The sequence below is a fragment of the Halopolyspora algeriensis genome (assembly GCF_003337235.1).
Lineage (GTDB): Bacteria > Actinomycetota > Actinomycetes > Mycobacteriales > Pseudonocardiaceae > Haloactinomyces > Haloactinomyces algeriensis.
This window is the reverse complement of record NZ_QPJC01000026.1, coordinates 1-14,224: the sequence shown is the minus strand read 5'-3', so window position 1 is coordinate 14,224 and position 14,224 is coordinate 1. Positions and strand designations below refer to the sequence as shown.

At 69.2% G+C, this 14,224-nt stretch carries 13 protein-coding genes, 1 tRNA gene and 1 other RNA gene; 3 read left to right on the top strand and 12 right to left on the bottom strand.

From position 1 onward, the window contains the following. Positions 1-271: 271 nt before the first annotated feature. Entirely contained in the window at positions 272-1,048 is a 777-nt protein-coding gene (locus tag DFQ14_RS21445; RefSeq protein WP_114455152.1) for an SDR family oxidoreductase, read from the bottom strand. A 242-nt stretch (positions 1,049-1,290) separates the two neighbouring features. Between DFQ14_RS21445 and DFQ14_RS21440 the strand changes: the two genes are divergently transcribed. Then, positions 1,291-1,545 (top strand): hypothetical protein, encoded by a 255-nt coding sequence (locus tag DFQ14_RS21440; protein ID WP_114455149.1) that lies wholly within the window; start codon positions 1,291-1,293, stop codon positions 1,543-1,545. A 52-nt stretch (positions 1,546-1,597) separates the two neighbouring features. Here DFQ14_RS21440 and DFQ14_RS21435 read toward each other — a convergent pair whose 3' ends face one another. Continuing rightward, entirely contained in the window at positions 1,598-2,494 is an 897-nt protein-coding gene (locus tag DFQ14_RS21435) for a LysR family transcriptional regulator (protein WP_114455148.1), read from the bottom strand. A gap of 72 nt (positions 2,495-2,566) precedes the next feature. On the opposite strand from DFQ14_RS21435, the gene DFQ14_RS21430 reads away from it, so the two are divergent. Continuing rightward, positions 2,567-3,514: an EamA family transporter gene (locus DFQ14_RS21430; RefSeq protein WP_114455147.1), complete on the top strand. Its 948-nt coding sequence runs from the start codon at positions 2,567-2,569 to the stop codon at positions 3,512-3,514. Between the two features lie 224 nt (positions 3,515-3,738). On the opposite strand, the gene DFQ14_RS21425 is transcribed toward DFQ14_RS21430, so the two are convergent. The 10 genes from DFQ14_RS21425 to ffs form a co-directional block, all read right to left on the bottom strand. Continuing rightward, entirely contained in the window at positions 3,739-4,773 is a 1,035-nt protein-coding gene (locus DFQ14_RS21425) for an ABC transporter ATP-binding protein (protein WP_420810215.1), read from the bottom strand. After that, positions 4,773-5,771 carry an ABC transporter ATP-binding protein gene (locus tag DFQ14_RS21420; protein ID WP_114455145.1) on the bottom strand — a complete coding sequence of 333 codons (999 nt, stop codon included), beginning with the start codon at positions 5,769-5,771 and terminating at the stop codon, positions 4,773-4,775. Before DFQ14_RS21420 ends, DFQ14_RS21425 begins: the two co-directional genes overlap by 1 nt. Before the next feature lie 6 nt (positions 5,772-5,777). Beyond that, on the bottom strand, positions 5,778-6,716 hold the full coding sequence (locus tag DFQ14_RS21415; RefSeq protein ID WP_114455144.1) for an ABC transporter permease: 939 nt from the start codon (positions 6,714-6,716) through the stop codon (positions 5,778-5,780). A 10-nt stretch (positions 6,717-6,726) separates the two neighbouring features. Further along, positions 6,727-7,737, bottom strand: coding sequence for an ABC transporter permease (locus DFQ14_RS21410; protein WP_114455143.1), 1,011 nt, complete (start codon positions 7,735-7,737; stop codon positions 6,727-6,729). A 162-nt stretch (positions 7,738-7,899) separates the two neighbouring features. Continuing rightward, positions 7,900-9,522, bottom strand: coding sequence for an ABC transporter substrate-binding protein (locus DFQ14_RS21405; RefSeq protein ID WP_246195841.1), 1,623 nt, complete (start codon positions 9,520-9,522; stop codon positions 7,900-7,902). Positions 9,523-9,735: 213 nt separating this feature from the next. Continuing rightward, positions 9,736-10,341, bottom strand: a complete 606-nt coding sequence (locus DFQ14_RS21400) for a uridine kinase family protein (RefSeq protein ID WP_420810214.1) — start codon at positions 10,339-10,341, stop codon at positions 9,736-9,738. A 1-nt stretch (position 10,342) separates the two neighbouring features. Next, positions 10,343-10,939, bottom strand: coding sequence for a recombination mediator RecR (recR, locus tag DFQ14_RS21395; RefSeq protein WP_114455141.1), 597 nt, complete (start codon positions 10,937-10,939; stop codon positions 10,343-10,345). Between the two features lie 13 nt (positions 10,940-10,952). Beyond that, entirely contained in the window at positions 10,953-11,288 is a 336-nt protein-coding gene (locus DFQ14_RS21390; protein ID WP_114455150.1) for a YbaB/EbfC family nucleoid-associated protein, read from the bottom strand. A 201-nt stretch (positions 11,289-11,489) separates the two neighbouring features. Beyond that, entirely contained in the window at positions 11,490-13,805 is a 2,316-nt protein-coding gene (locus DFQ14_RS21385; protein ID WP_114455140.1) for a DNA polymerase III subunit gamma and tau, read from the bottom strand. Positions 13,806-13,881: 76 nt separating this feature from the next. Beyond that, positions 13,882-13,976, bottom strand: an RNA gene (gene ffs, locus DFQ14_RS21380) — signal recognition particle sRNA small type. Between the two features lie 122 nt (positions 13,977-14,098). Here ffs and DFQ14_RS21375 point away from each other — a divergent pair. Further along, positions 14,099-14,184 (top strand) — tRNA-Ser (locus DFQ14_RS21375). The last annotated feature ends 40 nt before the right edge of the window (positions 14,185-14,224 follow it).

The window sequence follows — 14,224 nt, the reverse complement described above, 5'->3', positions numbered from 1 at the left end:
GTGCGCGGGGCGCCGGTGGCCGCCGGCGGCGGGCAGCAGCGGGGCGACGGTGCCGAACAGGAGCACGAGCGCCCGACCTGGCTGGTCGAGACCGACGACGTGTTCACCAACGACATGCACCGCGTCGCCCCACCCGTACTCGGCGCCCTGCCCCACGAAGAACAAGGCCGCTGAGCGGACAGCGGTGCCTGCCACCGCCCGAGCCCTCGGCCGAGACACCGGACCGGAACTGTCGTCCCGACCCCACGTCCCCGCACGCGTCACCGCACGGCTATGCGAGGCGTCCGGCGAGGAACTGCTCGAAGGTGATCCGGCCGTGCGCGTGCTCGGGCGCGAGGTGGCCACCCTCGCGGTAACCGCGGGACACCTTTCCCGGCACGGGCACCGGCAGCACCCGGCGCCGCTTGCCGCTCGCACGCAGGTACAGACGTGCCAGTTCCTCGGTCGTCAGGATCTGCGGACCACCCAGGTCCGGTACCCGACCGGCCGGCTCACCCAGTGCGATCCGGGCGAGGCGCTCGGCGACATCGTCGGCATCGACCGGCTGGCAACCGATCCTGGCGGGCACGGCCATCACGGGCGGCCGCGCGAGGTTGCGCATCGCGGCCAGGACGAGATCGTGGAACTGGGTGGCACGCAGGATCGTGGACGGGACGTCCGAATTCTCGAGGATGCGTTCGACCGTCCACTTGGTGCGGTAGTAACCGAGCGGTACCCGGTCCACGCCGACGATCGAGATGTAGATCAGGTGCGGTGCCCCGGTGCGGCGCGCGGCTTCGATCAGGTTGAGCGCGGCCTCGATGTCCTCCCCGCGCGAAAGGGGATTGCTCGCGCAGTGCACGATCGCCGACGTCCCGCGCACGACCTCGTCCAGGTCGCCCGATGCCTGCGGGGGTTCGGACAGATCGGCCACGGCCCACTCGACCGACTGCGATGCGGGCTGGGTACGGCGGCTGAGCGCGCGAACCTCGGTGCCGGATGCGAGCAGGCGACTCGTCACGGCCCGCCCGAGCGTGCCCGTCGCGCCTGTGACCAGGATCGGCTGCATGGTCTGTACCCCTCCCCGAAGCTCCGCTGCCACTTCCTCCCGGAAAGATAGCGCGAGCAGACGCCCGATGTTGCGCCGCGACACCACAGCTGCCGAAGGCATGATCTCCCCGACCCGAAAGTCGGCCACCGCGCGCCCGGCCACCACTCGTTCGGTCGACAGCGGTTGCCACCGAGCCCTGCGGACGATTCAGTAAGAGCCGGTTCGCCACAACATCGCCGAGGTCGAACGGAAGTGATGACGTGACCATGTGGCCGAAACGCGACCACGCGGAAGCAGGAACCGACCAGCCTCTCCGGCCGGTGCCGCACACGGCCCCGGGCGAGGAGGACCCCCCTCGGACACAGCACCACGGCCGGTCGAGGTTTCCGGCCACGGCCACCGGCAGCTCCGGCGCAGTGGCTGCCGGCCGCCCGCCGGTCTTCGAGCCGGGCGAAGTCGACGACATCGCCGATCTGCTGAACAAGGCCACAGCACACGTCGAACCCACGCGCTGACGGCCCCCGACCACCGCGGCAGCGGCCGTGGCCACAGCGGTCCGGACGGTCGTCACCGGGTCACCGCGCCGGCTTCGGCCACGAGCGCGTCGAGCACCACCCGGACCGCGGGCCGCTCGGCTGCCCCTCGCCGGGTGACGGCCTCCACATGGCGACCCGCGAGAACACCCGCGAGTGGCCGCAGCACCACTCCCGGGTTGTCCACCGTGTATCTCGGTAGCAGCGCTGTGCCGTGACCGTGTGCCACCAGAGACTCGGTGATCCGGAAGTCGTTGATCCGCTGCACCACCACCGGACGGACCCCGGTGCGCACAGCCAGGGAGCGCAGCACGTCGTCGACCGGGAACCCGACGTCGGGACTGATCCAGCGCTCCCCGGCGAGTTCGGCCAGGTCGACCGGATCCTGCTCGGCCAGCGGATGCCCGACGGGCAGCGCGATGTCCAGGGGCTCGCGCAGCAGTGTCAGGCTGTCCACTCGGCTCTGGTCGAACGGTGCCGCGTGATCGTCCCGGTGCGTCACCACGATGTCGAAGTCGGCGGTCAGGCCGGGCACTTCCGAGGGAGTCATGTCGACATCGCGGTACTCGACCCGGATCAGGTCCTGGCCCTCCAGCCTCCGCAGCAACCGGGGAAGCAACAGCAGCGCGCCGGACGGAAACAGAGCCACCCGCACACTGCCCCGGGGAATCGAGCGGTAACTGTCCAGTTCCGCTTCCGCACGGTCGAGCGCCGCGAGAACCTCGTCAGCGCGGCTTGCCAGCATCCGTCCGGCATCGGTGAGCCGCAGCCCTCGCCCGGCCGGTTCGGTCAGTGCCACCCCGACCTCGGCCTGCAGAGCACGAACCTGCTGCGACACGGCCGAGGGCGTGTAGGACAGCGCCCTGGCCACAGCGATGACGGTCCCTCGATCGGCCAGTTCCCGCAGGATACGCAGGCGCCGAATATCCATGAAGGAATATTACACAAGAGCTGAAAGAATCGGCGCTTGTCCTTCACAGACCGTGCACGCAGGCTTGAGCGCGTGAATACCCGCGATCGCCTGCTCGCCGTGTCGGTGGCCGCCATGTGGGGCGTCAACTTCATCGCCATCGACTTCGGTCTGCAGCACTTTCCGCCGCTGTTCCTCAGCGCGCTGCGTTACGCCGTGGTCGCCGTGCCCGCGATGCTGTTCGTGCCGTGGCCGCAGGTGGCGTGGAAGTGGCTGATCGGCTACGGCCTCGGCTTCGGCACGCTGCAGTTCGCGTTCCTGTTCGTGGCCATCGACGTGGGCATGCCGACCGGGCTGGCCTCCCTGGTGCTGCAGGCGTCGGCGCCGTTCACGGTGCTGCTCGGCGGGATGCTGCTTCGGGAGCGGATCACACCGATCCAGGCGTGCGGGATCTCCATGGCGGTGCTCGGCATGGCCGTGATCGGCTGGCACCGGTCGCAGACCGCAGCGCTGCTGCCCGTCCTGCTGACCCTGTGCGGCGCGCTGGGGTGGGCATTCGGCAACCTGTGCAACCGCAGGGCGGAACCGTCGAATCCGCTGCACCTGACGCTGTGGATGTCCGTCGTGCCGCCGCTGCCGCTGTTCACGCTGTCCGCGCTGCTGGAGGGACCGTCGACCGGCTGGCGGGCCCTGGTCGGCGCCTTCACGTCGACGCAGGGCCTGCTCGCACTCGCCGGGCTCGCCTACATCGTGCTGGTCGCCACGGTCCTGGCCGCCGGGATCTGGACGGCTCTGATGCGGCGCAATCCCGCGGGGATGGTCGCTCCCTTTTCCCTGCTGGTTCCCGTGGTCGGGTTCACCGCCGCGTGGCTGGTGCTGGACGAACGACCGGATGTGGTCGAGATCGCCGCCGGCGTCGTCGTCGTGGCAGGCGTACTGCTCGGCAGCGCTGCAACACGCGGCACTGCAACAGGCGACACGAGAGGTGAACGGAACTTTCACTCGCACAGAGCGGGCAAAAGTTCCGCTCACTCACCTTGAAGGGTCCGCGGATTGGTTTGCGTAGGAGTGCGGGTGGCGGAACCTCCGGCTGCGCCTCGCTCCGGGAGCCCCGACATCAGGTAGCCACCTACATCACGTCGGCACTGTCCTCGCGAGGCTGTGCGGCGAGAACCCGCGGCAGTGCCGGCTGCATACGTGGCAAGGAAGCGGCTGACGCCGCTTGCGCACACAGCCGGTCAGCCGACCCCAATCCGCGCGGCCACTCAGGGGCCGATCAGGCCGTCCCGGATGTCCTCGGCGTAGTGGCAGGCCACCCGGTGTCCGGGTGCTACCTCGCGCAACTCCGGCCGCTCGGAGTCGCACCGCTGCGGCTGCCGCCAGGGACAACGGGTGTGGAAGCGGCACCCGGTGGGTGGTTCCGCGGGCGAGGGCAGGTCCCCGGACAGCAGGATCTGCTCGCGCCGGTCCTCCACCTCCGGCTCGGGCACCGGCACCGCCGACAGCAACGCGCGCGTGTAGGGGTGCAAGGGCTCGGCGTACAGCGAGTCCGCCCCGGTCTCCTCGACCAGTCCGCCCAGGTACATCACCCCAATCCGGTCGGCGATGTGGCGCACCACGGCGAGATCGTGCGCGATCACCAGGTAGGTCAGGCCGAACTCGTCCTGCAGGTCGGTCAGCAGGTTCAGCACCTGCGCCTGGACCGAGACGTCGAGCGCGGACACCGGCTCATCGGCCACCACCAGGTCGGGATCGACCGCCAGTGCCCGTGCGATTCCGATCCGCTGGCGCTGCCCCCCGGAGAACTCGTGCGGGTACTTGCGCAGCGCCGAGGCGGGCAGCCCCACCGCCGAGAGCAACTCCTGCAGCCGCGTTGCGGTCGCCTCCCGACCGTGGTCGAGGCCGTGCGCGCGCAGCCCCTCCACCAGCAGCGACTCGACCGACTGACGAGGGTCCAGCGAGGACAGCGAGTCCTGGAACACCATCTGCATCCGGCGGCGCATCCGCCGCAGCGGTTCGCCCTTGAGCTCGGCCAGGTCCGTGCCGTCGAAGACGATGGAGCCCGCGGTCGGCTGCTCCAGCCGGAGCAGCGCTTTGCCCAGCGTGGACTTTCCGCAACCGGACTCCCCGACGAGCCCGTAGGTCTCGCCGCGGTGAACTCGCACCGACACCCCGTCGACCGCATACACGTAGCCGACGGTGCGGTCGACCACGATGCCGCGCTTGATCGGGAAGTGTACCTCGAGACCGTCCACATCGATCAGGGTTCGGTCGTCGGACACCACGCTGTCCACAGTCATCATGGACCCTCCACGCTGATCGGGGTCGCCTCGCCCACCGGGTTGTGGCACCGCAGCAGCCTCCCGTCACCGGTGTGTTCGACTTCCGGGGTGGCCTGCCCGCACAGCTGCAACGCGTTCGAGCAGCGCGGGCAGAACGCGCACCCCTGCTCCCACGGAATGTTGTCGGCGACCGAACCACTGATCGGTGACAGCCGCTGCTCCCCCGAGGAATCCAGCCGGGGGACCGAGGCCATCAGCCCGGCCGTGTAGGGATGCCGCGGTGCGGCGAACAGTTCGTGCCGCTCGGCACGCTCCACGACCCGCCCCGCGTACAACACGTTGACCTCGTCGCACATCCCCGCGACCACACCCAGATCGTGCGTGATCATGATCAGTGCGGTGCCGGTGTCGGCGACCAGCGTGGTCAGCAGATCGAGGATCTGCGCCTGGATGGTCACATCCAGCGCCGTGGTCGGTTCATCGGCGATGAGCAGTCGAGGTCGGCAGGCCAGGGCCATCGCGATGAGGGCACGCTGGCGCATCCCTCCGGAAAGCTGGTGCGAGTACTCCTTCAGCCGCCTGTCCGGGTCCGGGATGCCCACCCTGTCGAGCAGTTCCCGCGCCTGGGACATCGCGGCGCGGCGCGGCACCCCGCGGTGCCGTTCGATCACCTCCGCGACCTGCAGCCCGATGGGAACCACCGGGTTCAGCGAACTCAGCGGGTCCTGGAACACCATGCCCAGGTCCCGGCCGCGCCGCTGCTCGATGTCCCGCTGCGACAGCCCCAGCAGGTCGGTGCCTTCGAACAGCACCGAACCCGACACCTCGGTTCCACGTCTCGGCAGCAGGCCCATGATCGCCAGCGAGGTCACGGACTTGCCGCATCCGGACTCGCCGACCAGCCCGACCGTGCGGCCGGGCTGAACGTCGAAGGAAATGCCGTCCACGGCCGTCACCGTGGGTTCGCCCTTGCGGGCGAAGGAGACCGACAGGTCGCGGACTTCCAACAGTGCCATCGTCCATCACCGCCGGTTCTTGGGGTCGAGGGCGTCCCGCAGCGACTCACCGACGAGCGTGAATCCCAGTGCCACCAGGATGATGCAGCCCGCCGGCCAGAACGCCAGCTGCGGATGCGAGTCGAAGAAGTTCTGCGCGGAGCCGAGCATCTGGCCCCACTCCGGTACCGAGGTGTCGCCCGATCCCAGACCGAGGAACGACAGCGCGGCGGCGTCGATGATCGCCACCGCCAACGACAGAGTGGACTGCACGACGACCGGGCCCAGCGCGTTGGGCAGCATGTGCCGGAAAACCACCGAGCGTTCCTTCACTCCCAGCGCACGCGCGGCCAACACGTGGTCGCTGGCGCGCTGGGCGAGCATGCTGCCGCGCAGCAACCGCCCGAAGATCGGGACCTGCACGATGGCCACCGCGAGGATGACGGTGAACTGGGTCTGCTGCGCGAACAGCGCCCCGATGGACACCGCCAGCAGCAGCGAGGGCACCGACAGCATCACGTCGACCACACGCATCACGAGCGTGTCGACCCAGCCACCGAACGCCCCGGCCAGGATGCCCAGCGTCAGTCCCCCGCCCAGGCCGATCACCGTGGCCATCACCGCCACCAGCAGCGTCTGCTGCGAACCCAGCAGCAGCCGCGACAGGAACGGGCGGCCGTACTGGTCGCCGCCCAGCGGGAAGCCCGGCTGCGGCGGGGGGATCTCGTTCTGCGCCCGCGAAACCTGGTCCTCCAGCAGGCGTAGCGCCGGGTCGTGCTGCGCCAGCAGCGGCGAGCTCAGTGCCAGCAGAACGAACGCACCGATGATCGACGCGCCGACGAGGAACACGGGGTTGCGCCGCAGCCGCCGCCACGCCGAGGCCGCGAGACTGACTCCGGCATCGGGGCCGGGACCCGTCTCCGCGAGTTCGTCGATGCGTTGCTTGCGTTGAGTACTCGGAAGCATCCTCGACCTCTCACCGGGTCCGCAGTCTCGGGTCGATCGCCGCGTAGGCGAGGTCGACGATGAGGTTGACCAGCACGTAGACCATCGCGGAAGCGATGATCACCACCTGCAGCACCGCGAAATCCTGGCGCTGGAAGCCCAGGGACAGCGCCTGCCCCAGGCCGGGGAGGTTGAACACCTGCTCGGTGAGCACCGCTCCGGACAGCAGTGCACCGGTCTGCAGACCGATGATCGTGACCACCGGCAGCAGCGCGTTGCGCAGGATGTGACGCGCGCGGATCACCCGTTCCGTCAGCCCCTTCGAATGCGCGGTGCGCACGTAGTCCTCCTCGGTCACGTCGAGCACGGCGGCCCGGGTGATCCGGAAGATCACGGAGAAGGGAATGGTCGACAGCGCGATCGCAGGCAGGATCAGGTGCAGGAAGGCATCCCACGCGGCATCCCACTCCCGGGTCAGGAGCCCGTCGAGGATGTAGAACCCGGTCACCTCGGTGGCGTTGATGCCCGCCTCGTGCCGCCCCGAGACGGGAAGCGCCCCGAGTTCGAGGGCGAACACGTACTTGAGCAGGAACGCGAGGAAGAACACCGGCACCGCCACGCCCACCAGGGACCAGGTGATGCTCACGTTGTCCAGCCAGCTACCACGCCGGCGCGCGGCGAAATACCCCAACGGGATCCCGGCCGCGACGGCCAGCAGCAGCGCCAGCGCCGACAGTTCCAGGGTGGCGGGCATCCGCTGCAGGAACACCTCCAGGGCCGGCGTGCCGGGCTGGACTCCGGTGGAGACCCCGAAATTCCCGGAAACCGCCCGCTGCAGGAATTTCCAGTACTGCACGTACAGCGGCTGGTCCAGACCCAACTGCTGTATCAGCGCCGCGCGGGACTCGGGGGTGGCCCTGTTGCCCAGCAGCGCCGACACGGGGCCTCCCGGCAGGGAGCGCAGCCAGGCGAACAGCAGGATCGACAGCACGGCGACCACGATCACGAGCTGGCCCAGGCGTCGGACCGTGTAGCGAAGCAAAAGACCTCCGATGGATGGAAAGCACGGGGCGGGCTTACCAGGGGCGCGAGTGACGGAACCTCACAGACGCCGCCCCGGCTGCGGGACCCCCGGCATCATGGAGGCCCCACCCCACGGTTGCGGCGCGGATCGAAGCTCGATCCGCGCCGGCAACCCTCGGACCTACTCCTCCGACATGCTCACCGAGGCGAACTCCTCGGCGGTCAGCGGCGACGGCTGCAGACCCTTGACCTGCTTGCTGGTCACGATCGCCGGCGGCGAGTGCGACAGCGGCACCGCGGGCAGGTACTGCGCCATCAGCTTGCGGTTGATCTCGGCGTACATCGCCTCGCGCTTGGCCGGATCGGGTTCCCGGTCGGCGGCCTGCAACTGCTTGGCGAGATCCTCACCCCACGGGGCCGCCGCGGTGTAGAACTGGTTCTCGGTACTGCCGAAGAACGTGCCGATGAAGTTGTCCGGCGAGTTGTAGTCCCCGGTCCAGCCCAGCAGGAACAGATCGGCCCGGGCATTGTTGACGTCGTCCAGGTAGCCACCGTTCCACGGCTTGCTGACCGGCTCCACCGTGATCCCCACGGCCCGCAGGTCCCCGGCGATCGCGTTGAAGATGCCGCGCGGGTCGGGCATGTAGGGACGGGTTACCTGGGTCGGCCAGTAGAACCGCAGCGTCAGGTCCGAGTGGCCGGCCTCGGCGAGCAGCTGCTTGGCCTTCTCCGGGTTGTGGGAGTACTTCTGCACGTCCTTGGCATAGCCGTCCACAGTGTCCGGGTAGAACTGGGTGGCGACTTCGGCTCCCTCGGGCAGGTTCGCCTGCACCAGGTTCTTCCGGTCGACCGCGTAGGCCAGCGCCTTGCGCACCTTCAGGTCGCGCAACGCCGGATTGTTCTTCTGGGTGATGCCCAGGTACATGATGTTGAAGGGATCACGGACCTGGACGTTGAAGCCCGCATCGCTCAGCGACTGCAGATCGGCCGGGTTCGGGAAGTCGTAGCCGTCGATACTTCCTGCGAGCAGCTCTTCCTTGCGCACGTTCTCATCGGGGATGATCTTGAAGATCAGCCGGCTCAGTTTCGCCTTCTCACCCCAGTAGTTCTCGTTGCGGGTGAGCGTGATGGTGCCGTTGCCCTCGTTGTAGGACTCGAACTTGAACGGGCCGGTGCCGGTCGGGTGCTTCTTGGCGTACTCCGAGTACACGAAGCTGCTGCCCTGTGCCCGGACATTGTTGGCCTGGTACTTCTCCATCGCCGTCGGCGACTGCATGCTGAACGAGTCCAGCCCCAGCGCGTCCGGGAACTTCGAGGTCGGGCGGGCCAGGTTGATCACCGCGGTGGTGGGATCCGGCGCCTCGCACGACTCGTACAGCGAGGGCTTGTCGTCATCGGCGAAGCCGCCGAAGGTCTCGATCCAGTAGTACGACAGCGCCGAGTTCTGCCCGGCGCCGGTCTGGTTGTACCAGCGCTCGAAGTTCGCGCAGACCGCCTCGGCGTTGAAGGGCGTTCCGTCGTGGAACTTCACACCCTCGCGCAGCTGGAAGGTCCAGGTCGTGCCGTCCTCCGACTGCTCCCAGCCGGTGGCCAGCTCCGGCTGCACCTCGGCCGTGCCCGGCTTGTAACCGACCAGTCCTTCCATCATCTGGCGTGTGACCCGGAACGTCTCACCGTCGGAGGCGTAGAACGGGTCGAACAGGGCGGGCGCACCCGCCGCGCCGAAGACCATCGTTCCGTCGTTGCCGCCGGCTGCGCTGTCCCGTTCGGAGGCCGCGCAGGCCGCCAGTGAGGCCGTGAGCATGCACGCCACCCCTGCGGTCGCAACACGGCGTCGCACATTTGGTAACCGGTACCCCGTCGGGCGGGCTCTTCTCATCACGCACCTCGGTGTTTCGAACATCGCAAAGTGACGCAGAGAGTAACCTGCCGCGCGGCATAAGTGGAGCCCGTGAGATTACGATTCTGCTACATGATTGCCCTGAACGGCGGCCCCGGATCGGGAAATCTTTGCGCGTTACTCCTCATGGCCGGATATTTTGCATTTTCCGACTCCTTCGAGCACAACATCGGCACGTGAACGCGTGCCGTCGGTACCGAACCACTCCCGCTCGAACTCCTGCCAGCGGCGCAGATGCGGCCTCGACGCTTCGCCCTCTCGGGTGACAGCCCGTTCCAGACGTTGCGACTCGTCGGCGAACTCCACCCAGACCGCCAGCGAGAGCAGTTCGGCAATCGACCGGCGAGCCGCGGACACTCCCTCGACGAGCAGCACTTCCGGCACTTCGACATCGACCGTCGCGCCCGCGACCGGTTCGCCCCGCGGCCACTCCACACGCCGGTAGCGCCCGCGCTCCCCTCGGCTCAGCGGGTCGAGCACTCCCTCGACGAGTCGCGGCCACCACTGCACCGGTGCGTCCCAGGTGGCGAAGTCGTCGGTGCGCACCAGGCGGACATCCGTTCCGCGGCCCGCAAGCTCGGCCACCAGCGCATCGGCCACGGTGGACTTGCCCGAGCCCGAGGGGCCGTCGACGGCAACCAGTCGAACCGCGCCCAGTCTCGGCGGAGCCGTCAGGACACGCTCGCCGACCTCGGTGAACCGGCTCGCGCCCGCGGTGGCCACGTCACACGCTGCGGCGACCGGACAGGGCACGCCCGAGGGTGAGCTCGTCGGCGAACTCGAGATCACCGCCCATCGGCAGACCCGAGGCCAGGCGCGTGACACTCAGGCCGGGGAAGTCCTGCAGCAGCCGCACCAGATACGTCGCCGTGGCCTCCCCCTCGGTGTTCGGGTCGGTGGCGATGATCACCTCGGTCACCCCGTCGGTACCGATCCGGGTGACCAGGTCGCGAATCCGCAGCTGGTCCGGGCCGACACCGGAGAGCGGATCCAGCGCACCCCCGAGCACGTGGTAGCGGCCCCGGAACTCGCGGGTGCGCTCGACGGCGAGCACGTCCTTCGGCTCCTCGACCACGCACACCAGCTTCGGGTCCCGGCGGGTGTCCTGGCAGATCCGGCAGGTCGCCTGCTCCGAGACGTTGCCGCAGATCTCGCAGAACACCACGCCTTCCTTGACCTTCTGCAGCGTCTCCTGCAACCGATCCACATCCGCGGGCTCGGCCGCCAGCAAGTGAAAGGCGATGCGTTGCGCGCTTTTCGGTCCGATACCCGGCAGGCGACCGAGCTCGTCGATCAGATCCTGAACAGGCCCCTCGTACACGTGAGACCGCCCGTCACAGGCCGGGCAGGCCGAGTCCGCCCATGTCCGGGCCGCCCTGGCCGCCGCCGAGCGCACCGGTGACCGGGCCCATCTTCTCGGCCTGCAGTTCCTGCGCTGCCCGGTTGGCGTCCCGAACGGCCGCGACCACCATGTCCGCCAGCGTCTCGGTGTCGTTCGGATCGACGGCCTTCGGGTCGATCGACATGGACTGCAACTCACCCGAGCCCGTCACGACCGCCGTGACCAGACCGCCGCCGGCGTTGCCGGTCACCTCGGCCTTGGCAAGCTCCTCCTGCGCGGTCATGAGCTGCTGCTGCATCTCCTGCGCCTGCTTCATGATCTCTTGCATGTTCGGCTGCTGGTCACCCGGTTGCACCGTGGCTCCTCTCGGGACTCCGTGGTCCACTGGCTGATTGCTGAGTCGGTTGATCCGTCGGGTCATCCGCACAGGGATTCCCGCAGACGGCGACGCATCGGTTCGAGAACTTCCCCTCCCAGCGTAGTCGGACATTCCGCACGGCGGGGCGATGCCCGGGGGACGAAACGCCGTTCAGGTTTCCTCGATTCTGCGAGCGCCGAGTTCACTGGCGAGGAGTTCGACGGCCACCTCCTGCGGATCGAGGTGGGAGGCTTCCGCGGCCCCCGAAGTCCCCGTGTCGGCCCCCGCGGTACCGGGATCGGGACCGGCGGGATCCGCATCCGCAGCAGGCGGTGGAGTGGCGGACGGTCGCGACGCGGCACCGGCGGGCATCGCCTCCGCATCCTGCGCACCGCCACCCTGCTCCTGCACGGGTGCCTGCGGCTCGGGGCCGTCCTCCGGTGGCGGCTCCTCGTCCGGAGGTTCCGGGGGCAGGGGGATGCTGTCGTGCTCGCTCGTGGAGCGGGCCACCGGGTGCGCGGGCCGGTCTTCCTCCGGATTCCGGTGCTCCCGAACGCCCCCGGTCGAAGTGGCCCGCCCGTTCCGGGACTCCTGCTGCCGCGGCTGCCGAGATCCCGAATCCCCCTGGGACGATCCGTGTGGCGACTCCCGGGGCGGCCCTGCCTGCGCCGGGGCACTGCCCTCCCTGCTGCCCGTGGGCTGCCCGCCCTGCTGCGCCGGGGCGGCCCCGGCCTCCACGCACTGCACCTGCCATTCACCGCCGAGGACGGCTCGCATCGCATCGCGCACGAACTCGATCCGATGTGGCTGGGCGAACTGCTTCAGCAGCCCGGTGGTCGGCATGGACAGCACGAGAGCGCCGTCCCGCAGATCCTGCACGGTGGCGTTGAGCAGCAGTGCCTGTGTCGGCCTGTTGCGTTCGGCGACGGCGCGGAGCAATTCCGTCCACACCCGCCGCACCGCGGCGGCGTCCCACCCACCGGCTCCGGAACTTCCGGAGTCCGTCCGGTCTTCGGCGGGTTCGGCCTGCTCGGCTCGAGCGGGTTGCTGTCGCGCCGCAGTGGAGCCCTGGTCCGGTCGCACCCGCTCGGTGGCCTCCGGCTCGCGCTGCGTACGTGCCGGAGAGGGGGCCTGCGCCGAGGAGGCGGAGGACGTAGCGGCCCCCTGCTCCTGCCGCTGCTGTTCGGCCCGTTCGTGTGGTCGCCGGAACACGCGCCGCTGCGGCGAACCGTCGGGCTCCTCCGCAGGCCTCTCCGGCTCCGAAGCGTCCCCCTGCGATGTCGCACTCCCCGCGGTTTCCTCCGCGGGACCGCTTTCCGGCGGTGCGATGCTCATCCGCCGCTCGACGCGCTCCAGGCGCTGCAGCAGCGCGGTCTCCTCCTCGGAGACGGTGGGAAGCAACATCCGCGCGCACATCAGCTCCAGCAGCAAGCGCGGCGCCGTCGCACCGCGCATCTGGGACAGGCCGTTGTGCACGATCTCGGCGAACCGGGACAGCGTCGCCGCACCGAGCCGGTCACTCTGGCTCTGCATGGTGGTGAGGTCGTCACCGCCGCTGTCGACGAGCCCGCGCTGCGCCGCATCGGGGACCGCATGCAGCAGCACCAGGTCCCGCAGGCGATCGAGCAGGTCGGAGGCGAAGCGGCGCGGATCGTGCCCCGCCTCGACCAGCCGGTCCACCGCCCCGTAGACGGCGGCACCGTCACCTGCGGCGAGTGCGTCCACCATGTCGTTGATCAGGGCGACGTCGGTGACGCCGAGCAACGCGACCGCGCGGTCGTAGGTGATGCCCTCCGCGCCCGCACCCGCCAGCAACTGGTCGAAGATGCTCAGGGTGTCCCGAGCCGAACCACCTCCCGCGCGGATCGCCAGCGGGTACACGGCCGGTTCGACCCGCACGCCCTCCTCGCCGCAGATGCGCTCGAGCAGTTCGCGCATGGTGCCCGGGGGCATCAACCGGAACGGGTAGTGATGCGTGCGCGACCGGATCGTCGTGAGCACCTTGTCCGGCTCTGTGGTGGCGAACACGAAAACCAGGTGTTCCGGCGGTTCTTCGACGATCTTGAGCAGGGCGTTGAAGCCCTGCGGGGTGACCATGTGGGCCTCGTCGATGACGAAGATCCGGTACCGGGACTGCGCCGGGGCGAACACGGCACGGTCGCGCAGCTCACGCGTGTCGTCGACGCCACCGTGGCTGGCCGCGTCGAGTTCGATGACGTCGACGCTGCCCGGTCCTTCGGGCGCCAGCGCCACGCACGAGTCGCACTCCCCGCAGGGCTCGTCCGTCGGGCCGTGCAGGCAGTTCAGCGATCTCGCGAGGATCCGCGCGCTGGAGGTCTTGCCGCAACCACGCGGGCCGGAGAACAGGTAGGCATGGTTGATGCGGCCGGAGGCCAGCGCCGTCCGCAGCGGTTCGGTGACGTGCTCCTGGCCGACGACCTCACCGAAGGTCGCCGGCCGGTACTTGCGATACAGGGCGAGCGTCACGCCAGGGACTTTACGTGGTACCCCGGACATCACGACAAAGGCAGGTGGAGCCCGCGGCCGACGGAGGCGGCGGGAAAGAAGGGGACCCCGTGCACCCGCCAGAGCCCGCTTACCCTTGCTGCCTTCCGGCCCTGGGGGAGTTCACAGGTTGGACGCCGCACGGGGTCCACGTTCAGTGTAACGATCCCCGCCGCTGCACCCAAAGCAGGGGGTGCAGCGGTGGTCCCCACCCGGATGGTGCCGGGAACGCCCCCGTGGCGATCGATCGGTGACCGTCACGTACACTCGTTCGCGGAGGATTGGCCGAGCGGCCTAAGGCGCACGATTGGAAATCGTGTAAGGGCATCCCCCTTCACGGGTTCGAATCCCGTATCCTCCGCAGGTCACAGGGCCGGGCGCGACACCAGCGCCCGGCCCTG